Annotated in this window: 16 protein-coding genes; 9 read left to right on the top strand and 7 right to left on the bottom strand. The window is 54.8% G+C overall.

Going from position 1 to position 19554, the window contains the following annotated elements; translation table 11 throughout:
• Positions 1-148 precede the first annotated feature (148 nt).
• The 3 genes from WBP50_RS09290 to WBP50_RS09280 all read left to right on the top strand — a co-directional run bounded on the left by WBP50_RS09290 (position 149) and on the right by WBP50_RS09280 (position 2621).
• Entirely contained in the window at positions 149-952 is an 804-nt protein-coding gene (locus WBP50_RS09290) for an LEM-3-like GIY-YIG domain-containing protein (RefSeq protein ID WP_423933754.1), read from the top strand.
• A 75-nt stretch (positions 953-1027) separates the two neighbouring features.
• Positions 1028-1657, top strand: coding sequence for a plasmid pRiA4b ORF-3 family protein (locus WBP50_RS09285; RefSeq protein ID WP_423933752.1), 630 nt, complete (start codon positions 1028-1030; stop codon positions 1655-1657).
• 406 nt (positions 1658-2063) lie between these two features.
• A complete protein-coding gene (locus WBP50_RS09280; RefSeq protein ID WP_423933750.1) occupies positions 2064-2621 on the top strand; it encodes a hypothetical protein in 558 nt (185 codons plus the stop codon).
• 229 nt (positions 2622-2850) lie between these two features.
• Here the strand turns inward: WBP50_RS09280 and WBP50_RS09275 are convergent, their stop codons facing one another.
• Entirely contained in the window at positions 2851-4155 is a 1305-nt protein-coding gene (locus tag WBP50_RS09275) for an ATP-binding protein (protein WP_423933747.1), read from the bottom strand.
• Positions 4156-4468: 313 nt separating this feature from the next.
• Between WBP50_RS09275 and WBP50_RS09270 the strand changes: the two genes are divergently transcribed.
• The 4 genes from WBP50_RS09270 to WBP50_RS09255 all read left to right on the top strand — a co-directional run bounded on the left by WBP50_RS09270 (position 4469) and on the right by WBP50_RS09255 (position 6399).
• The gene (locus tag WBP50_RS09270) at positions 4469-4954 is read left to right on the top strand and encodes a VOC family protein (protein WP_423933745.1); all 486 of its coding nucleotides are present in this window, start codon (positions 4469-4471) and stop codon (positions 4952-4954) included.
• A gap of 185 nt (positions 4955-5139) precedes the next feature.
• Positions 5140-5478, top strand: a complete 339-nt coding sequence (locus WBP50_RS09265; protein ID WP_423933742.1) for a type II toxin-antitoxin system RelE/ParE family toxin — start codon at positions 5140-5142, stop codon at positions 5476-5478.
• A complete protein-coding gene (locus WBP50_RS09260) occupies positions 5450-5740 on the top strand; it encodes an addiction module antidote protein (protein WP_423933740.1) in 291 nt (96 codons plus the stop codon). The genes WBP50_RS09265 and WBP50_RS09260 overlap by 29 nt, the downstream gene beginning before the upstream one ends.
• Before the next feature lie 356 nt (positions 5741-6096).
• Positions 6097-6399, top strand: coding sequence for a (2Fe-2S) ferredoxin domain-containing protein (locus tag WBP50_RS09255; RefSeq protein ID WP_423933738.1), 303 nt, complete (start codon positions 6097-6099; stop codon positions 6397-6399).
• A 134-nt stretch (positions 6400-6533) separates the two neighbouring features.
• On the opposite strand, the gene acs is transcribed toward WBP50_RS09255, so the two are convergent.
• The 5 genes from acs to rsmI all read right to left on the bottom strand — a co-directional run bounded on the left by acs (position 6534) and on the right by rsmI (position 15243).
• Complete coding sequence (gene acs / locus WBP50_RS09250; RefSeq protein WP_423933736.1) at positions 6534-8510, bottom strand: acetate--CoA ligase; 1977 nt, start codon at positions 8508-8510, stop codon at positions 6534-6536.
• Between the two features lie 197 nt (positions 8511-8707).
• Positions 8708-11125 (bottom strand): leucine--tRNA ligase, encoded by a 2418-nt coding sequence (gene leuS, locus WBP50_RS09245; RefSeq protein WP_423933734.1) that lies wholly within the window; start codon positions 11123-11125, stop codon positions 8708-8710.
• Between the two features lie 150 nt (positions 11126-11275).
• Entirely contained in the window at positions 11276-13477 is a 2202-nt protein-coding gene (locus WBP50_RS09240) for a polyribonucleotide nucleotidyltransferase (protein ID WP_423933730.1), read from the bottom strand.
• 178 nt (positions 13478-13655) lie between these two features.
• A complete protein-coding gene (panC, locus tag WBP50_RS09235) occupies positions 13656-14507 on the bottom strand; it encodes a pantoate--beta-alanine ligase (protein ID WP_423933727.1) in 852 nt (283 codons plus the stop codon).
• The gene (gene rsmI, locus WBP50_RS09230; RefSeq protein WP_423933724.1) at positions 14491-15243 is read right to left on the bottom strand and encodes a 16S rRNA (cytidine(1402)-2'-O)-methyltransferase; all 753 of its coding nucleotides are present in this window, start codon (positions 15241-15243) and stop codon (positions 14491-14493) included. Before rsmI ends, panC begins: the two co-directional genes overlap by 17 nt.
• 109 nt (positions 15244-15352) lie before the next feature.
• Between rsmI and WBP50_RS09225 the strand changes: the two genes are divergently transcribed.
• Both WBP50_RS09225 and WBP50_RS09220 read left to right on the top strand, forming a co-directional pair.
• Complete coding sequence (locus tag WBP50_RS09225; protein WP_423933721.1) at positions 15353-16369, top strand: ABC transporter ATP-binding protein; 1017 nt, start codon at positions 15353-15355, stop codon at positions 16367-16369.
• A 39-nt stretch (positions 16370-16408) separates the two neighbouring features.
• Positions 16409-18202: a S49 family peptidase gene (locus WBP50_RS09220; RefSeq protein WP_423933719.1), complete on the top strand. Its 1794-nt coding sequence runs from the start codon at positions 16409-16411 to the stop codon at positions 18200-18202.
• 64 nt (positions 18203-18266) lie between these two features.
• Here WBP50_RS09220 and WBP50_RS09215 read toward each other — a convergent pair.
• The coding region (locus tag WBP50_RS09215) for a hypothetical protein (RefSeq protein ID WP_423933716.1) at positions 18267-19554 on the bottom strand (1288 nt) is incomplete at its 5' end.

Below are 19554 nucleotides of genomic sequence, written 5' to 3'. Positions count from 1 at the left end.
CCCCAACGCCAGCCCTTTCCTTATCGTTATTGCCTGAAAAATCGCGGATGCATAGAGATTACTTTCTGAAAAAAAGGATAAAGTTCAGTAAGCTGCCGATTGGCAGCGTACTTCTGCAACTCAAACGTTATGCTACAAGAAGAAGCCTATGAACAATTATTACGTCTACGTGTACATTGATCCCCGCAACCTTGAGGAGTTTTACTTCGGTAAGGGTAGAGGTTCCCGGAAAGACGCTCATCTCTCAGATACGTCTGATTCTGAAAAAGCTCGACGCATCGCGGCAATACATAAAGCCGGACTCAAGCCAATAGTCCGCGTGATTGCTCGCGATCTCTCCGAACATGATGCGCTCTTGGTAGAAAAAACACTGTTGTGGAAGCTTGGGCGGCAATTGACAAATATTTCCTCCGGGCACTACTCGGAGAATTTCAGGCCTCACAACACCATGCACCTCGAGCTTTCTGGCTTTGATTACCAGTCGGGGGTTTACTACTACAACATCGGTGAGGGGGCTCACAGAAGCTGGGACGACTACAAGAAGTTTGGGTTTATCTCGGCCGGTCAAGGCGCTCGGTGGCGTGATGCAATGCTTGGGTTTCAAAAAGGCGATGTTGTGGCTGCATATTTAAAGAATTACGGTTTTGTCGGTATCGGGGTCCTCACTGACCGCGCGAAACCAATCCGAGAGATAACTATAAAGGGCAAGCCTTTACTCAGCTACAATCTGCACTGTCAGAGAATGTCTGACAACGCTGAGTCAGATGAAAAGTGTGAATATGTCGCGCCAGTAACGTGGGCTGCCGCCGTGGAATGCAGTCAGGCTAAGTGGAAAGCAAAGGGGGGGCTCTACACCACAACGCATGTGCGAGCATCTCTTGATGGTCATCCAACAACTATTGATTTCCTGGAAACGGAGTTTGGTATAAAGGTTCGTGAACTTGTAGCATAACAAGCGGATGGAGCAGATACTCCGCGTCGTCAAATAAAAATTCCGCCGCAGAGCACTGCTCATCCGCGGTCACGTTTGGAGGATGAAAAAATGACGAATCAGGATTTAATTTATCAATTTAAAATTGAACTCGCTGAAATAGAACCGACTATTTGGAGGGTAATACAAGTTCCTTCAAAGTTCTCTTTCTGGGACCTTCATGTGGCTATACAAGATTCTATGGGATGGTTGGATTACCACCTTCATGTATTTCGAATGATAGAATCACGAAAAAAGAAGCATATAGAAATTGGTATACCTGATGAAGAACTCGGTTTTCAGGAAATATTGCCAGGCTGGGAAACTCCTATAACAAAATTTTTTAATGAACCAGGTCGATCAGCAATATACAATTATGACTTTGGTGACGGCTGGTCTCATTATGTTTTGCTGGAAGGTATTTTATTAAAGGAAAAAGGTGTTAAATATCCTGTCTGTATTCAGGGTGAACGGGCCTGCCCTCCAGAGGATTGTGGTGGGGTGCCCGGTTACGAAAGAATGATTGAAATTCTGGCGAACTTAGATCACCCTGAACGTATAGCATATAATGAATGGTTGAAAGTTTGTGCAAAAAATTACTATCCATACGATCCATCTGAATTTGATCCAGATAAAGTGCATTTTTGCAGTCCCAAAAAGAGACTTAAAATAATGCTTTCATCATAAAAGGCGATTCGAAAATGCGCGTGTAGCGGACTCGGTTCCCTCGCCCCAGCGATCAAGTGAATATGTCCGCAGATTCCTACCTAAAGAGAGCGGCGTAAGGGAATGACGATATTTATCGTGGGAGGATGGGACGATCGCAACTACGTCAACTAATTGCATGGAAGATCCGGCTAACCACGGCAATGATGCCTTCATCCTTGTAACTGATCACTGTTGCATTCGGAATTGATCGAGAGGATTCACACGGAATAAATTTCCATATTGCTTATTTTGTACTGATTGATATGAGCCAAAGTACCTTAGCCATTTGTATGCCTGAACGCAGGCGGGCGAACAAGCGGATGGTGCAGACAATTTGCGTCGTCAAATAAAATTTTCCGCTGCGGAGCACTACTCATCCGTGGCCATGTTCGGCAGATTCAATGGAGGTACAGATCACGTGAAGTGGCTCAATGAGATGCGCGCTCAGGTGTTGCCGGAGGTCTTGCTGGTAGTTGACCACGTGTGGAATCACCGGAATCTGTTCATACAGTGGGCGGCTCGTGGCGACTGCTGGTGGCCGGGCTGTGTGCGCGTCCGCTTCCATAAATATTCTACAGACCAACGTGCCGAACTAAAGGCCGCCAAGATCAGAGTCGACACCCGATCGAATGGTCCTGCGATCATGGCTTTCTTGCTGGCCGAAGGTTCAAGGCCCGATAGGGATTTCCCTGGGAGACAGTGGAGCATCCATCACATCTATGACGGAAAATTTCCAGCACCCAATCGCACCCTAACGGCCCATGCAGTGAAAGACGGAAGTTTGTTCACCGATACGGCGGGACTCGTGGCTGTGCATCCTGTCGCTGATGCACTCGCAGATGAAGTCGCGTATTTCGCTTGGTTGCTTCGGTTCGAAGCATTCGAGCGCTTCGGGTTCGACCCGGATTTTGTCTTCTCGGCGAAGGAACAGCCAAACCTTTAGCATTTTTATGCCACACCTATTTACTTACACGATTCCCGTCGACGACGGAGCTGCCCCAAATTCATTCCACGGGATGCGTGAAGCGAGTGAGGATGCGACGCTCGCAACTACGTAAACTAACGGGATGAAATTCTTGCTTTTCAGGAGCAAGGCTCTGTTGCTGACGGGGACGAATCCGTAACCGCAAGGGCCCAGTGCCGCGAAGAGCGGGAGCGGCATCTTTTTCTCGCTACTCGTTTCTGGTGACGGCAAAAGCGCTGTAAAGCGGCAGGAACGTGATTTTTTGCTCAGGAAGGTCGGCATACGGGCGGTCGGAAAAGACCAGTGCCCTGCCACACTCCGGGTACGAGGCAAGAAAGAGATGAAGGCTCCTCAAACTGCCGGTAGCGCCGCTTTTTACCTCTACGGGATGGATCCTGCCGTTCAGAACCGCCAGATAATCGACCTCAGCCGAACTGCTTTTGGCCTGCCTGTCCCAGTAATACAGACCGCCCTGTTGGGATACCAGCATCTCCTGGCCGACAAACTGTTCCGCCATGGCTCCCCGGTAGATGGAGAGCAGATCGTTTTTTGCATACTCGATATCACCGGGCATACCCGACAGGTGGCGCATCAAGCCGATATCAAGCATGATCGCCTTGAATGATCTGGCGGAGGCTGTCGCCCCCAATGGAAGTCCCGAGGGATCGGCAGAGGGAACCCTTCGGGCTACCTGAGCCAGGCACAGGGCGTCGAACGCCTTTTTCAGTGTCGGGTTGCTGTACCCCTCGCCGAGGCGTGCATATTTGATCTGTTTTCCGATATGCTGCGACAGGGAGGTGAATACCGAGTCGAGACAGAAGCGGTCAACCCTGGGTGTATATTTGGCAAAGTCCATCCTGAAGGACTCTGCAATTTCTTTTTGTACCTCGAAGGCATCGCGCAGAGAGTTGTTTTCAAGGTATGCATTGACAGCCGCTGGCATTCCCCCGATAAAAAAATAGCGTTTCAGCTCCTCGCGCAGAAGGTCATGCACGGCAGGCGATATTTCAGCCGGATTGCCCATGACAGCAGCTGCCGCAGGGGCGTTGCCGATTGCTTCCAGATATTCAGCGAAACAGAGCGGATAGAGATTCAGAAACTGAACCCTGCCGACCGGAAAGGAACTTTCGTCAAGAGCGAATTCAAGCAGGGAGCCGGCGGCTGCGACATGCAGTTCCGGCATTTCTTCATAGAAATAGCGCAGGGCGGTTATAGCTCGGGGACATGCCTGTATCTCATCAAAAAAGAGCAGGGTTTTACCCGGCGTGATCTTTTGCTGCAGGATGACTTCCAGATCCGAGCAGATGCGCCTTGCCGTAAGATCGCCGTCGAAGAGTTTGCGCAGGGGCTGATTCCGTTCAAAATCAACAAGGGCAAGCGATGCAAATCGTTTGCTTCCAAACTCTTTGAGCGACCATGTTTTGCCGACCTGACGGGCGCCCCGCAGGATGAGCGGCTTGCGGCGTGTTCCTTCCTGCCAGCGCCGAAGATCGTTATCAATGAATCGAAGCATGTGTGCCGATGGGTGGGGTGTGTCACTAAATATTTAAATAAACAATGCAATATATGTTTCTTTGATATAAAAACACAAGGCATTTCGATATTATGGCTTGGGAAAAGGAAGTTCATGGCGTTTGGATGCGTGTGGAGAACGTGCCATGGCACTGGAGGACGTGGATCAGTAAAGCGAAGAGTGATCAGCAACATTTTGAAGCGGAAACGGGTTATGGAACGTAGTGAATATGTAAATATTGGAAGAAGCAGTGTGTTCTCTGTCACAGGCTTTATTTGCATTTCAAACGACGTGCTTACAATGGAGAGGTGACATGGTCAAGCAAGCAAAGAACACGATTTGCCTTTGGTACGATAGAGATGCCGAGGAGGCGGCGCGCTTTTACGCCTGTACATTTCCCGATTCATTCGTCGGTGCGGTGCATCTCGCACCGGGAGACTTTCCGTCGGGGACGAAAGGGGAGGTGCTTACCGTCGAGTTTACCGTGATGGGCATCCCTTGCCTCGGGCTCAACGGCGGGCCTGCGTTCAGGCACAGCGAAGCGTTTTCGTTTCAGGTCGCAACCATTGACCAGGCCGAAACTGATCGCTACTGGAACGCGATTGTCGGCAATGGCGGCCATGAGAGCGAGTGCGGCTGGTGCCAGGACAAGTGGGGATTGTCCTGGCAGATAACGCCGATCGCCCTGACGGAAGCCGTCACCGACCCCGATCCCGCAGCCGCCAGGCGTGCGTTCGATGCGATGTTGCAGATGAAAAAGATCGACATCGCCGCAATCGAAGCGGCGCGCCGCGCTTGATAAGGGTGCGGACGTTCACAACTGCGTGACCACAAAAAGAACTATCCACCGATTTCCGGCCCAATGATCCGGTTCTTTCCGGAATACCGGGGCGTTTTCAGGTTGCCTTTTTCTGCGGAATTACCGGTTTTATCGAAAATGTGTTGCAAGAGTGATCAATAGAGAAGTATCTTATTGGATACAATATGAGCGAAGCAATAACCATTAAAGTCACTGCCGGTTTTGATCGCTGGCTGAAGGCGTTAAAAAACCTGCAGGCTCGCGCGAAAGTTATTGCGAGGATCAGGAGTGCCGGAAAAGGAAATTTCGGGGATTGCAAGCCGGTCGGGGAGGGCGTTTCGGAAATGCGCATTCATGGCCGGTCAGGATATCGGGTTTATTTCATGCAGAGCGGCTTGACGGTATATATCCTGCTCGTCGGAGGAACCAAGGCAACGCAACAGCAAGACATTGCACGGGCGAAAGAACTTGCTCGTGCTATTAAGGAAGGAAACTATGAGCACGGTGACAATCCGGGATTTTGACCCGGCCAACTATCTCGACAACGATGAAATGATTGTCGAATACCTCAAGGCAACTGCAGAAGACCCTAACCCGGAAGTATTTCTTGAGGCTTTGGGCGACGTTGCAAGGGCAAAGGGTATGGCTGAGATTGCGAAAAAAACAGGTCTTGGTCGTGAAAGCCTCTATAAGGCTTTGCGTCCTGGAGCACATCCTCGCTATGAGACCGTGAAAGCAGTTCTCAAGGCAGTCGGCGTGGAATTGACATTCAAACAGGTTTCCTGAGTTGCATGGGACGGATGCGTGTTCTCCGCTCGACCCTTTATCCGCCTGCCGACATGTTGTGTGGCTGGTTTTCATGAACTGATAGCCATGCCTCCCGGTTGAAGAAGTAGTGATGATATTCGGCAACAATCCGGTTATGATACCCGCCCAGTGTTCCGCACTCATAAGGGCGCTTCTATCAAGTGTGATGAGCGCCCCGATTGCCTTGGTTGGTTGGCGACGGACAATGTTCCTTCATACGTCCTGATTCGGCTTTATGCCGGCAATGGTTTTGTGACAACCGCGTCGGGAAAAGGAAGGTTTGCATTCAGGCCCGGTTGTTCGGTGAAATAAGTTAATGACAAGGATTGTGCATCATGGCTGTTCAACACGAATCTCCATACCTCGTTCATGTTTTTGTCTGCACCAATGATCGTGGCGGAGCACGAAAATCATGTGCGGACGATAACAGTCTGCCCGTAAAAGAGGCATTGAAGCGGGCTGTTGACGAGAAAGGGTGGAAAGGACAGGTGAGGGTTTCAGCGTCCGGATGCATGGGGCTTTGCGCCACGGGACCCAATGTGATGATCTATCCGCAGAAGGTATTGTTTTCCGGGGTATCGCCGGATGATGTACAGAGCATTGTGTCGGCTGTTGAACGGTTCGTCGCCGATGGCTGATGACCGGAACCGCGTGAGGCCGCAGGTTCGAATGATTTTTGACCGGGGCGTTTTATTTGCGAAGCGTCACAAAACAGCGAAGCGCAGCTTTTCGGGCTGCGCTTCCTGTTTATGCTGTAAGGCGTTCCAGGTGATTAATCGTCTTCCTGGTCGCGGAGGTTCTCCAGTACGCCGAAATCTTCGAGCGTGGTGACGTCGCCCTTGATCTCGTTGCTTGTGGCAAGCTCACGCAGCAGTCTGCGCATGATTTTGCCGCTCCGGGTTTTCGGGAGTCCTTTTGCCCAGCGGATTTCGTCCGGTTTGGCAATCGGGCCGATCTCCTTGGCAACGTGGTTGCGGAGCGCTTCGCGGAGCTTCATATCGCCCTCGTACTCGTCCTTGAGGGTGACGAAAGCGACAAGAGCGTTGCCCTTGATGTCGTCCGGACGGCTGACCACAGCGGCTTCTGCGACTGCCTCGTAGGAGACGAGCGCGCTTTCGACCTCGCTGGTGCCGAGACGGTGGCCGGATACGTTGACCACGTCATCGACGCGGCCCATGATCCAGATGTAACCGTCTTCGTCCTTGCGGGCGCCGTCGCCGGTGAAGTACATGTCCTCGAATTCCGACCAGTAGGTTTTTTCGTACCGTTCGTTATCGCCATAGATGGTTCTGAGCATCGACGGCCACGGCTTTTTGATGACCAGGTATCCGCCTTCGTTGGCGCGGCAGGGTGTGCCGTCCTTGTGCACGACGTCGACCATGATGCCGGGAAGGGGACGGGTTGCCGTTCCGGGTTTTGTCGGGGTGGCTCCGGGAAGCGGAGAAACCATGATGCCGCCGGTTTCGGTCTGCCACCAGGTATCCACGATCGGACATTTTTCCTGACCGACCACCTTGTGATACCACATCCATGCTTCGGGATTGATCGGTTCGCCGACCGTGCCGAGCAGGCGGAGCGAGCTGAGATCGTGTTTGGTGACCCACTCGTTTCCGGCGCGGATGAAGGCGCGGATGGCGGTAGGAGCGGTGTAGAGAATGGTGACCTTGTGACGGTTGATGATATCCCAGAAACGGTCCCACTGCGGGTAGTTCGGAGCGCCCTCGTACATCAGCAGGGTTGCGCCGTTGAGCAGCGGTCCGTAGACCATGTAGCTGTGTCCGGTGATCCAGCCTACATCGGCGGTGCACCAGTAGATATCCTCATCCTTGATATCGAACACATATCTGAAGGAGCTTGCTGCATGCACCATGTAGCCGGCCGTGGTGTGCAGGATACCTTTCGGCTTGCCGGTGGATCCGCTGGTGTAGAGTACGAAGAGCGGATGTTCAGATTCAACGTGAACCGGGTCGCAGACATCCATGGCCAGACCCATGAGATCGTGCCACCAATGGTCCATGCCGTCATGCATGCTGACCTCTTCGCCGGTCACTTTCAGGACGATGACGCTGCGTACCGAAGGGGTGTTGACAATGGCTTCGTCGACGATCTTCTTCAGGTTGATGGAGCTTCCGCGACGCCTTGTGCCGTCACAGCAGATCACCAGTTTCGCCCGCGAATCGTTTACTCTTTCGGTAATGGCATGAGCGGAAAATCCTGCGAAAATGACGTTGTGGACAGCTCCGACCCTTGCGCAGGCAAGTACGGCGATGACGAGTTCGGGAACCATGCCCATGTAGATGGCTACGCGGTCGCCGGGCTTGATGCCGGCGATTTTCAGCACGTTGGCGAATTTGCTGACCTGGCGGTGCAGTTCGCCGTAGGTGATGATCTGCTGGTTGCCTTCCTCGCCTTCCCAGATGATGGCAGCCTTGTTCTTTCTCCAGCTATTCATGTGCACGTCGACGGCATTGTAGCAGATGTTGGTCTGGCCGCCATTGAACCATTTTGCATACGGAGTGTTCCATTCGAGCACACTGTCCCATTTTTTGAACCAGTGAAACTGTTCAGCAATACCGGCCCAGTAGGATTCGGGATCTTCAGCAGCTGCCGTATAGAGCTTCTCGTATTCCGCCATCGATCCGACGTGGGCGTTTTGCGAGAACTCTGCCGGAGGCGGAAATTTGCGTTTTTCCGACAGGACGGAGCTGATTGAATCCTGATTGGTTGATGTTTTTTCGTCTGTAGCCATTTGATCCGGTTTTTATGGGTTAACTGAAAAAAGAATATCTACATCACAGGTAAGTGAACAGCAAGATTGAACGATGACGTACGGAAATTACAGGCTCGGATAGAGTGTGCATGCACAATCCTGATTTTACATAAAAAAAGAATAGTTATCAATAATTGTTACCGATACGATATGACATTCCTGTAGATTTTTCCCGCTTATTTTACGGCAAAGTTTACAAGTTTGTCGGGAATCGTAATTTCCCGTACGATTGTTTTTCCTTCGAGGAATTTGGCGACCGATTCGAGGCCTCTGGCCCTGTCGAGAATTTCCTGTTTCTCGGTGCCGGCAGCAGCGCTGAACGTCCCCCGGAGTTTTCCGTTGACCTGAACGGCTATCTCGACAACGGTGTCGGTTGCCAGAGCGGCGTCGTATGCCGGGAAAGGTTCACGGCTTATCGATCCGTCGTGGCCAAGCGTCTGCCAAAGCTCTTCGGTAATATGAGGCGCATAGGGCGCAAGCAGCAGCAGCAGGGTTTCAACGGCCTCTTTACTGCGCAGGCCGCTGCGCTGCAGTTCATTGACAAAGACCATCATTTCGGCTATGGCGGTATTGAACTTGAGCGCATCGGTATCCTCTCCGACTTTTCTGACTGTTTTATGCATGCGCCGCAGAAGTTCTTCCGGCATCGCTTCAAGGGAGAGTTCTGCCACTTCGTCTTCATGTTCGCCATAGACCAGCCGCCACACCTTGCCGAGAAAACGGCTGATGCCCTCGATGCCGTTGGTGTTCCATGGCTTGACCTGTTCGAGAGGCCCGAGGAACATTTCGTAGAGCCGTACGGCATCGGCTCCGTATTTCTGGAGGACATGGTCGGCCGGGATGACGTTGCCCCTCGATTTCGACATCTTTTCGTTGTCCTCGCCGAGGATCATGCCCTGATTGAAAAGCTTGTGGAACGGCTCCGGAGTGGAGACCACGCCGAGGTCGAAAAGCACCTTGTGCCAGAAACGGGCATAAAGCAGGTGCAGGACGGCATGTTCGGCTCCTCCGATGTAGAGATCGACGTTCATCCAGTACCGCTCTTTTTGCGGATCGATGAGCTTTTCGCTGTTGTGCGGATCGATGAAGCGGAGGTAGTACCAGCAGCTTCCGGCCCACTGCGGCATGGTGTTGGTCTCCCTTCTGAATGCGCCGTGTTCATCGCTTCCATAGAGCCAGTCGTGGATGGTGGCAAGCGGCGATTCGCCGGTTTCGGATGGCTGATAGGCCTCGACCTCGGGCAGGGTGAGCGGCAGACCGGTTTCGGTGCGCAAGGTGCCGTCTTCGTAGTGTTTTACCGGAATAGGCTCGCCCCAGTAGCGCTGACGGCTGAAAATCCAGTCGCGGAGCCTGTAGTTGACGGTGCGCTTTCCGGCGCCCCTGGCTTCGAGCCACGAGGCCATGCGGTCGAACGCCTCCCTGAAAGGCAGCCCGTCTATGCTGATTTCGTTGTTCGAAGAGTTGACCGGTACGCTCTCTTTTCCCTCGAAAACAGCTTCGTTGACATCATGAGGGCTTTTGATCACCTCGATGATGGGCAGGTTGAATTTTTTGGCGAATTCCCAGTCGCGGCTGTCGTGGGCAGGGACCGACATGATGGCTCCCGTTCCGTAGCTCGTGAGCACGAAGTCCGAAATCCAGACCGGAAGCGGTTCTCCCGTAGCTGGATTGATGGCGTAGGAGCCGGTAAAGACGCCGGTTTTTTCCTTCTGCAGTCCGGTGCGTTCGAGTTCGGTTTTCAGCTTCGCACCGCTGATGTACGCTTTGACCTCCTTGAGGTTGTCCGCTGTGGCGAGTTTTTCGGCCAGCGGATGTTCGGGAGAGACCACCAGATAGGTCGCGCCGAACAGGGTGTCGGGACGGGTGGTGTAGACCCGGAGGTTTTTACCGTGACAGCGCAGTTCGAAATCGATTTCGACCCCTTCGGAGCGTCCGATCCAGTTGCGCTGCATCTGCTTGACGTTCTCCGGCCAGTCGAGCAGGTCGAGGTCGGCCAGCAGCCGTTCGGCATAAGCTGTTATTTTCAGTACCCACTGCCGCAGCGGCCGGCGCACAACCGTATAGCCGTCGGCAATCTTTTCGTCCACCTCTTCGTTGGCAAGCACGGTCTTGAGCTCCGGGCACCAGTTGACGTCCACATCCGACATGTAGGCGAGCCCCATGTCGTACAGGTGCAGAAAAATCCACTGGGTCCATTTGAAGTAGGCCGGATCGGTCGTATTGATCTCTCGTGACCAGTCGTAGGAGAAGCCCATCGCCTGCAGGGTTTCCCTGAAACTGCGGATGTTGTTTTCGGTCGTTGTTTTCGGGTGGGTGCCGGTTTTGATTGCGTACTGTTCGGCTGGAAGTCCGAAAGCGTCCCATCCCATCGGATGCAGCACGTTGAATCCCCTGCTGCGTTTGTACCGGGCGATAATGTCCGAAGCGGTGTACCCCTCCAGATGTCCGACATGCAGCCCTGATCCGCTGGGGTAGGGAAACATGTCGAGCACATAGTATTTCGGCCTGTCAGGCTTTTCACCAGTTCCGAATGTGCCGTTCTCCTGCCACCTGGCCTGCCATTTTTTCTCGATCGCTGAAAAATCGTACCGCATGAGTTTCTTTTCTCTTCAAATTCCTGTTTCTGCTTTTGTAAGCATAAAAAGTGTGCTGAAAATTATGAACAGCCGTTCGCTGAAAAACGGTTTTCATAAAAAAAAAGCAGCGCAGGATTTCCTGCGCTGCTTCTGTGCGCAATGTGCGTTTTACCTGTTTTCCTGGTTGTTCTCTTTTTCCGTGCCGTTCGAAGCATCCGTTTCGACTGCTTTCATGGAAAGCGCGAAGCGGGTTTTGCCGGTACGGGGATCCTTGCGGACATCAACCAGCTTTACCTTTATCCGGTCACCGATTTTAAGATGGTCGCTCACTTTGGCGACCCGTTCGGTTGCCGATATTTCGGAGATGTGTACAAGTCCGTCGGTTTTCGGAAGGAATTCGACAAAGGCGCCAAGCTCGTCGCGGATGTCGCGGACCTTGCCGAGGTAGATCGTGCCGACTTCGGGTTTGGCCAGGAGGGTTTTTATCGTGGCCAGGGCTGCGTGGGTGCCTTCGACGTTCGAACAGGCGATGGTCACGGTTCCGTCATCCTCGATATTGATTTCCGCTCCGGTCTCTTCGGTAATGCTGCGGATGGTCTCTCCGCCTTTGCCGATAATGAGGCCGATGGCGTCAACCGGGACCTGTATGGTCGTGAGCCTCGGGGCGAATTCTGCAAGCTCAACGCGTGCGGCGGGAATAGCCTCCTCCATTTTGTCGAGAATGTGCAGTCTTCCCTTGCGGGCCTGTTCGAGAGCGCTTTCAAGAATATGGTAATCCAGTCCGTCGATCTTGATGTCCATCTGGCAGGCGGTAATGCCGTCACGGGTGCCGGATACCTTGAAATCCATATCGCCGAGATGATCCTCGTTGCCGAGAATATCCGAAAGTACCGCATACTCGGAGCCTTCCTTGATAAGTCCCATGGCGATGCCGGATACCGGTTTTCTGATGGGAACACCGCCGTCCATGAGGGCAAGGGTTCCTCCGCATACCGAGGCCATCGATGAAGATCCGTTCGACTCGAGAATGTCCGAAACGATGCGGATGGTGTAGGGGAACTCCTGCTCGGACGGGGCGACCATTTTAATGGCCCGTTCGGCAAGATTTCCGTGACCGATCTCCCTGCGGCCAGTACTTCCTATCCTTCCGGTTTCACCGACGGAAAACGGCGGGAAGTTGTAGTGAAGCATGAACTTCTTGTCGGCGTTGTTCGTCAGGTTGTCGACTGACTGTGCGTCCTTTTTCGTGCCGAGAGTAATGGTGACAAGCGCCTGGGTCTCTCCTCTGGTAAAGAGCGCCGAGCCGTGGGCTCTCGGGATGATGCCGAGTTCAATGCTTATCGGCCGTACCTCTTCGAGGGTTCTTCCGTCGAGGCGTTTTGCATCGTCGAGAATCATGTGGCGCATGACTTTCTTTTCTACCGCATGAATCTGCTCGTCGATGACATGCTCGCTCAAACAGAGGGCTTTCGAAGGATCGGCCTGAAGCTCTTCAGCGCTGATGGCAGCCTTGAAGTGCTCGATGGTTGACTGTATGATCTCCCGGTAGATGGATGCGGTCTGCTCGGCGCGCTCTTCCTTTCTGAGCGGTGTGTAGGCAAGCTCCCTGAGGCGGGTTTCGCAGAGTCCGCGGACGACTTCGGTAAGCTCTGATGGAATGACTGTCGGAGCAAAGGGGCGGGCAGGTTTTGCAACTTCCGCAGCCATTTCGTTCTGGAGTGCGCAGAGCCTGCGGATGGCATCGTGGCCGAACTTGATGGCGTCAAGCATCTCGGCTTCGGAGATCTCCTTCATCTCGCCTTCAAGCATGCAGATGGTATCTGTCGTGCCGCCGATACAGATATCGAGATCGCTGTTGACCAGCTCGTTGACGTCGGGGTTGATGATGAATTTGCCGTTGATTCTTCCCACCCTGACTTCGGACATGGCGTTATGGAAGGGAATGTCGGAGACCATGATGGCGGCGGATGCTGCCAGGCCGCCGAGCACGTCGGCATCGTTGATCTGGTCGGAAGAGATAACCGTTACGATAATCTGGGTCTCAAAGAGGTAGCCGTCAGGAAAGAGCGGTCTGAGTGCGCGGTCGATCAGTCTTGCAGAGAGAATTTCTTTTTCGGAGGGGCGGCTTTCACGCTTGAAGAATCCTCCCGGAAACTTGCCCGCAGCCGAATATTTTTCGCGGTATTCAACCTGCAGCGGAAAGTAGTCCTGATTCGGGGGTGGTGTTTTTTTGCTTGATACAACCGTGGCCAGAACCATGGTGTCGCCAAGGCGGACGACAACGGCGCCGTCGGCCTGTTTTGCCATTTTACCGGTTTCGATCGAGATTATTTTTCCCTGGCCAAGATCAATTTCTTTGTTGATAATCATGGAAATCGTTTGAAAATTAGTGATAAAAGTGTTCCCCCTTTCCTTTGCATAGCCTCGATGAGCCGCCTTCCGGGTTTACGGGATCTGCCGTTTGTTCCGGCAACAGAACAGAAAAACAATCAATCCTTCAATATAATAAAAAAAGTGTTTCAAGGTAACCCGCTTTCGGGGGGTCGCCTCACGTTTTGAACAGACTGTTGTCGATCAGCCGGACGGCTCCGGCCCAGGCTGCGATCAGCAGCCGGTACTCCCTTCCCGGTTCTGCGGTTTCAGCCGGCATGAAGCTCCGGTCATCGACGAAACTGACATAGTCCGGACGGCATTCGGGTTCCCGCTCGATCATCATCCTGACCTCTGCGGCTATGGACGAAAGGTCGGTACGCTTTTTTTCAAGCTCCATGCCGGCATGGCGTATGCCCCTGAAGAGCACTGATGCCGACTCCCTCTGTTCCCTCGAGAGATAGATGTTTCGGGAGCTTACCGCAAGGCCGCTCTCCTCACGGGCGACGGGGACCGAAACGATATCGACGTCGATGTTGAGGTCGCGCACCATCCGGCGGATTACGGCCAGCTGCTGGGCATCCTTCTCCCCGAAAACCGCCGCGTGGGGTTTGGTGATCTGCAGCAGCTTCGTGACGACGGTCGCAACACCGTTGAAATGTCCGGGTCGCGTGGCTCCTTCGAACCCTTCGGCGACGGCTCCCGTATGGACCGTCGTCTGGAACCCTTCCGGATAGACGGCCTCGGGTGAAGGGGCGAAGAGGTAGTCGATGCCTGCAGCCCTGGCATGTGCGGCGTCCTGCTCGAAGGGCCTCGGATAGCGGTGAAAATCTTCATCCGGGCCGAACTGTTTCGGATTGACGAAGATGGTCATGATGACCGTTCCTGCGATGCTGCGGGCTTTTTCCACCAGACTGAGATGACCCTCGTGGAGCGCTCCCATGGTCATGACAACGCCGATGCGCTGCCGGTTCAGGCGCAGTTTTTCTACGGCGGCCTGCATCAGGCCGGGTTCAGTGATGATCTCCATGTTCCTCGTACTTGTTGGGTAAGGCGTTTTTCCCGGGGCCTGGGCTGCCTGCGGGATGGACAACCACCACAAACTCGCCCCGTATCTTCTCTTCGGGGAGCTTTTCGATGATGGTCTCGACGGAGCCGCTCAGATACTCCTCATGTATTTTGGTCATCTCCCTGGCGATGAAGATCTGTGCGCCGGGAAGCTGCAGGGCGAGCTCTCCGAGCAGCTTTTTTATGCGGTAGGGCGATTCATAGAGCACAAAGGTGGCTCCAAGCGAGGCGAGCTGTTCCAGGCGGGTTTTCCTGCCTTTCTTGTGGGGAAGAAACCCGGCGAAGAGAAAGCTGTTGACCGGCAGCGGACAGACGGAGAGCGCCGCGGTCAGGGCGCTGGGTCCGGGGATCGGAAGCACCGTGAACCCTTTTTCCCGGAGCGTGCGTACCATGAGAAAGCCCGGATCGCTGATGGCCGGGGTGCCGGCGTCGGTAATGAGCGATACATCGACCCCATCATCGAGCAGGCGGGTGATGCGGCTTATGGCCGCCGGTTCGTTGAAATCGTGGTAACTGATCAGCTGCTTGCCGCTGATGTCGAGATGGCGGAGCAAAATGGAGGAACGCCGGGTGTCTTCGCAGGCGATCGCTTCCGAATTCTGAAGGGTTTTTATGGCTCTCAGGGTAATATCGTCGAGGTTGCCCAGCGGCGTTGCAACCACATAAAGGGTGCCGGTATGTCGGAGTCCAGAAGGCAAAATAGTAAAGACCGGATTGCGGCTCAGGTTTCTTATGATAGTTTCAGCATGCGTTTTATTATACTAATTTATAGTAATAAAAATACGATAAACAGCTATTCCCGCAACGATGGACCCACAACGACAGCTTCTTTCGGCAAGGGATATTTTCGTTCATTTTCCCGTCAAGGCGGCAGGCGGCGGAGGCAAGCCGAGGCGGGTCAGCGCCGTCAACGGCGTCTCTTTTGATGTCTACGGAGGGGAGACGCTCGGGCTCGTCGGCGAATCGGGGTGCGGCAAGACGACGCTCGGACGGGCCATCATGCGTATCGGCCACGGGATAGTGAGCGGCAGGATCGATTTTGACGGCCGGGAGATATCCTCGCTGGGAAACAGCGGTTTCAGGCCGCTGCGCAAGGAGATGCAGATGATTTTTCAGGATCCGTTCGGCTCCCTGAACCCCCGACTGACCGTGGGCCAGATGCTCGGAGAGGTGCTTGCCGTGCACCGGATCGCAAAGGGGGATGCCGCCCGGAAGAGGATTCTCGAACTGCTCGATACGGTCGGCCTGAACCGCGAGTACGCCAACCGTTATCCCCACGAGTTTTCGGGAGGACAGCGGCAGCGGCTCGGCATTGCCAGGGCGCTGGCCGTCAACCCGAAATTCATCATCTGCGACGAGCCGGTTTCGGCGCTCGATGTCTCAATCCAGTCGCAGATCATCAATCTCCTCAAGGATCTCCAGAGGGATTTCGGCCTTACCTATCTTTTCATTGCGCACGATCTCTCGGTGGTCGAGTACATTTCGGACCGCGTTGCGGTGATGTATCTGGGCAAAATCGTGGAGATCGCTTCCGCCGAGGAGCTGTACAGCAACCCGAAACACCCGTATACGCAGGCGCTGCTTTCCGCCATACCGGTGCCGGAACCCGGCGGCAACCGGGAGCGGATTCTTCTGAAAGGGGACCTGCCCGGCCCGATGAACGTTCCTCCGGGGTGCGGTTTTCATCCCCGCTGCCCGGTCGCCATGCCGGAATGCAGCAGAACGGAGCCCCGTCTCCTGCCTCTTGGAGGCAACGAGGCGCATCAGGTAAGCTGCCTGCTTTATGAACGACGTGAAAGTCCCGTTGCATGTTGCCCCGTATGACGAGTTCACCACTTTGACTGCCATTATCAATAAGATGCCATGAAAGGAAAAAGCTGCCTGCAGAAGGGATGTCTGTTCTCGCTGGTTATTCCCGCCATTCTTGCCTTGCTGTTCTTCTGGATCTCCCGTTCCTCGCACGATCTTCCCGACCGCTTCGTCCTTGTCGTGCCTGTGGGCGGCTCGCTTGAAGAGCGGAGCGCGGAATCCGTTTCGCTGCCTTTTCTCATGCAGGGGGAGGATCTCTCGTTCCAGGACCTGCTGTTCATATGCAATCAGGCAGCCACGGACACGCGCATAAAGACCGTTCTGCTCGAAATAGGGAACGTGCACTCTTCGCCGGCCAAAATCACCGAATTGCGCCAGGCCATCGCCAGGCTGAGGGCCGGCGGGCGGAGGGTCGTCGCATGGCTCCACTCCGCCGAGGACAGCGACTACATGCTGGCCGCGGCATGCGATTCCGTTGTTGTGGAAAGGGGCGGCTATCTTCTGCTCGACGGTCTCCGGGCCGAGACGCTCTACTATACCACCCCGCTTGGCAGGGTCGGCGTCGCTTTTCAGGCGGCTCAATGGAAAAAATACAAAAGCGCTATCGAGCCCTATACCCGAACCGGAGCGAGCCCGGAATATCTCGAACAGATCAGCACCCTGCTGGAACAGGTCTATGCCGACTATACCGGTTATGTCGCAAAGCGTCGCGCCATCAGCCGCGATTCGTTCGTATCGATAATCGACAATATTGCCCTTGTCAAGGCCGCCGATGCCGTAAAGCTCGGTCTTGCCGACGGTGTTGCCTCGAACTGGGAACTGAAACGTTCGCTTGCCCGAAAGATTACCGGCAAACCGCCCGAGGAGAGCCGTGATCTTTTTGTTGCAGCCGGAGCATACCGTGAAACGCTCGACTGGCCGGTGAAGGCCTCGCAGAGGGATGCAGTTGCCGTCATCACGATTTCCGGTCCGATTGTGCAGGGAGCCGGGGAAGCCGCCATGAGCGGTGACGAGGGTACCGATGTCGGCACGCTTCGCCGTTCGCTTGACGCGGCCCTTCAGGACGACGGGGTGAAGGCGCTGGTGCTGCGTATCGACAGCCCCGGCGGAGATGCGCTTGCCTCGTCCGACATGCTGCAGATGCTGGATTCGGCTGCGGTGAAGAAGCCACTTGTTGTTTCCATGTCGGGAGTTGCCGCATCCGGCGGCTACATGGCCGCGCTGGCAGGAAAAACGGTGTTCGCCCAGCCGCTCACCCAGACCGGATCGATAGGGGTGTACGCCCTGAAGCCGGAGATCAGCGAGCTTGCCGCAAAGATCGGTCTCGAAAGGAGTGTGGCAACCCGCGGACGTTTTGCCGACGCCAATACCCTGTTCAAGCCGCTTGAAGGCGAGGCGTACGAAAAATTTGTCAGTGCTTCCGGCGATATTTATCTCGATTTTATCGGAAAAGTTGCAAGATCGAGGAAGATGACCGTGGCTGCAGTGGATTCCGTTGCCGGGGGGCGGGTGTGGACCGGCAGGGATGCATTGCGCAAAGGGCTCGTCGATCGTGAGGGGGGCCTGTTCGACGCCATCAGGGCGGCCCGGTCGCTTGCGAAGATGGATATGACCCGGCAGCCAAGGATTCTGCTCTATCCCGAACGGAAAAACTGGTTGCAGCTGCTGATGGAGGGCAACCCGGAAGGAATCGCCGGAAGCCTGGAACGGGCGGCCATGAGAAGAGTGGTGCGGGAGGTGACGCCCCTGTCGCCCTACGGTGCGATGCTTCGCATGCACCGGATGCTGCTGCAAAGCGGGGAGGTGGAGGTGCTTGCCGCCATGCCCTGTGAAATCATCATCCGCTGATTCGCGGCGTCTCCTGCGGAACCGGTAATCGGCTTTTCCGCAGGAGGCGTTGCTTCATGAACGTTCAGAACCGGTAGGTCATCGAACTCTGGGCTCTGAAGGCGTCGCTGTCGGGCGCGTTTTTATAATCCGTGTTCCATTTCGAAAGCTGCAGGCCGAAAATGAAGTTCGGCGTGATCTGGTTCACATAGCTTGCGAAGAGGGAGCGGTTTGCCGATCGGGCCTTGTCGGCAAGATCGCTGTCTTCCGGATCGTCGATGCCTCCTCCGATACTGAGCGTCACGGCAGGTGAGTATGCGTACTTCAGCGCCGCCCACCCTCCGCTCGACCGGATATCCTCAGGCTCAGCCCCTTTTGCGTTGACGCCCTGAATGATCCCGCCTGCATAGTCGTCGAGGTTCGATCCGGTGAAATACTCGCCGGCAAGCAGGAGTTTCGAAGAGAGGGGGAGCAGGAGTTCCAGATTGCATGACCATGAGGGCAGGGTGAGGTGCGTGTTGTTGAGGTCGCTGTCCCACTCCTCCTGGCCGTAGTGGCCCGAAACGGCTATGGTCGCGGGTTTGCCTTCGGCAATCAGCGGAGCCGAGAGCGCGATCCGCCCCTGTACGGTCGGCATTTCTGCGTCTTTTCCTGTATCGATTCCCAGCGAGTTTTTCTCCCCGATGCTTCTCGAAGCGGCAGCCGCTATTTCGATACGGCTGCTCTCCGCCACTGCGAAGCCTTTGGTCAGACGAAGCTGAGGATGGCGCATGCCGATATTGCCCGATGCCCACATGAGACCGGGGTCATCGACGAACGGTATCAGGGATGAGACGAGATCCCAGGTCTGGCCCGCTATGATGCTGAAATCCGAAGCCGGCCAGTACGCCTTGAGGTAGCCGTGCCGCAGTCGGGGGTTGAGGTTGTTTTCCGTGCCGCCGCCAAGAAAATCGAGTTCGATATTGCCCGAAAGCTTCAGGTTTTCACTGTCAGGCCCGCTGAGGTTGATGCCCAGCCTCGTGGCTCCTGCCGTCAGGTTCCATTCGCCGTCGTTGCCGCCGGCCTGGACCGGCTGCGCCCAGAGGGCGATATTGCCGGGGTATATCTGTCCGGTATCGTATGATGCGTCGAAACGGGCGAATCCGTAGAGTTGCGCCCTGACTCCCGAAGCGGTGGTTACCGCAATGCCGGACGGAGGCGCAGGATTTGCGGCGGGTGCTGCCGGAGAGGACGGAGCGGCAGCGGTCTGTGCCGTTGCGGCTGGCTTCTGGCCAACAAGTGTTTTCAGCTCGGCAAGTTCCTTTTCGAGCCGGATCACCCTTTCCTCAAGGGTTTCGGCGGCCGTCGCCGCCGGAGGGGCCAGCAGCAGGCCT

Source organism: Chlorobium sp. (genome assembly GCF_049593655.1).
Lineage (GTDB): Bacteria > Bacteroidota > Chlorobiia > Chlorobiales > Chlorobiaceae > Chlorobium.
Note: the sequence above shows the minus strand (reverse complement) of the source record. Positions and strands in the feature narration are given on the sequence as shown.

Bases quoted from the DNA above. Each gene is read 5' to 3' on its own strand.
- acs (WP_423933736.1), bottom strand. From the start codon at position 8,510: ATGGCTACAGACGAAAAAACATCAACCAATCAGGATTCAATCAGCTCC.
- WBP50_RS09260 (WP_423933740.1), top strand. From the start codon at position 5,450: ATGAGCACGGTGACAATCCGGGATTTTGACCCGGCCAACTATCTCGAC.
- WBP50_RS09265 (WP_423933742.1), top strand. From the start codon at position 5,140: ATGAGCGAAGCAATAACCATTAAAGTCACTGCCGGTTTTGATCGCTGG.
- WBP50_RS09220 (WP_423933719.1), top strand. From the start codon at position 16,409: ATGAAAGGAAAAAGCTGCCTGCAGAAGGGATGTCTGTTCTCGCTGGTT.
- WBP50_RS09255 (WP_423933738.1), top strand. From the start codon at position 6,097: ATGGCTGTTCAACACGAATCTCCATACCTCGTTCATGTTTTTGTCTGC.
- WBP50_RS09225 (WP_423933721.1), top strand. From the start codon at position 15,353: ATGGACCCACAACGACAGCTTCTTTCGGCAAGGGATATTTTCGTTCAT.
- leuS (WP_423933734.1), bottom strand. From the start codon at position 11,125: ATGCGGTACGATTTTTCAGCGATCGAGAAAAAATGGCAGGCCAGGTGG.
- WBP50_RS09240 (WP_423933730.1), bottom strand. From the start codon at position 13,477: ATGATTATCAACAAAGAAATTGATCTTGGCCAGGGAAAAATAATCTCG.
- WBP50_RS09270 (WP_423933745.1), top strand. From the start codon at position 4,469: ATGGTCAAGCAAGCAAAGAACACGATTTGCCTTTGGTACGATAGAGAT.
- WBP50_RS09280 (WP_423933750.1), top strand. From the start codon at position 2,064: ATGTTCGGCAGATTCAATGGAGGTACAGATCACGTGAAGTGGCTCAAT.
- WBP50_RS09290 (WP_423933754.1), top strand. From the start codon at position 149: ATGAACAATTATTACGTCTACGTGTACATTGATCCCCGCAACCTTGAG.
- WBP50_RS09275 (WP_423933747.1), bottom strand. From the start codon at position 4,155: ATGCTTCGATTCATTGATAACGATCTTCGGCGCTGGCAGGAAGGAACA.
- panC (WP_423933727.1), bottom strand. From the start codon at position 14,507: ATGGAGATCATCACTGAACCCGGCCTGATGCAGGCCGCCGTAGAAAAA.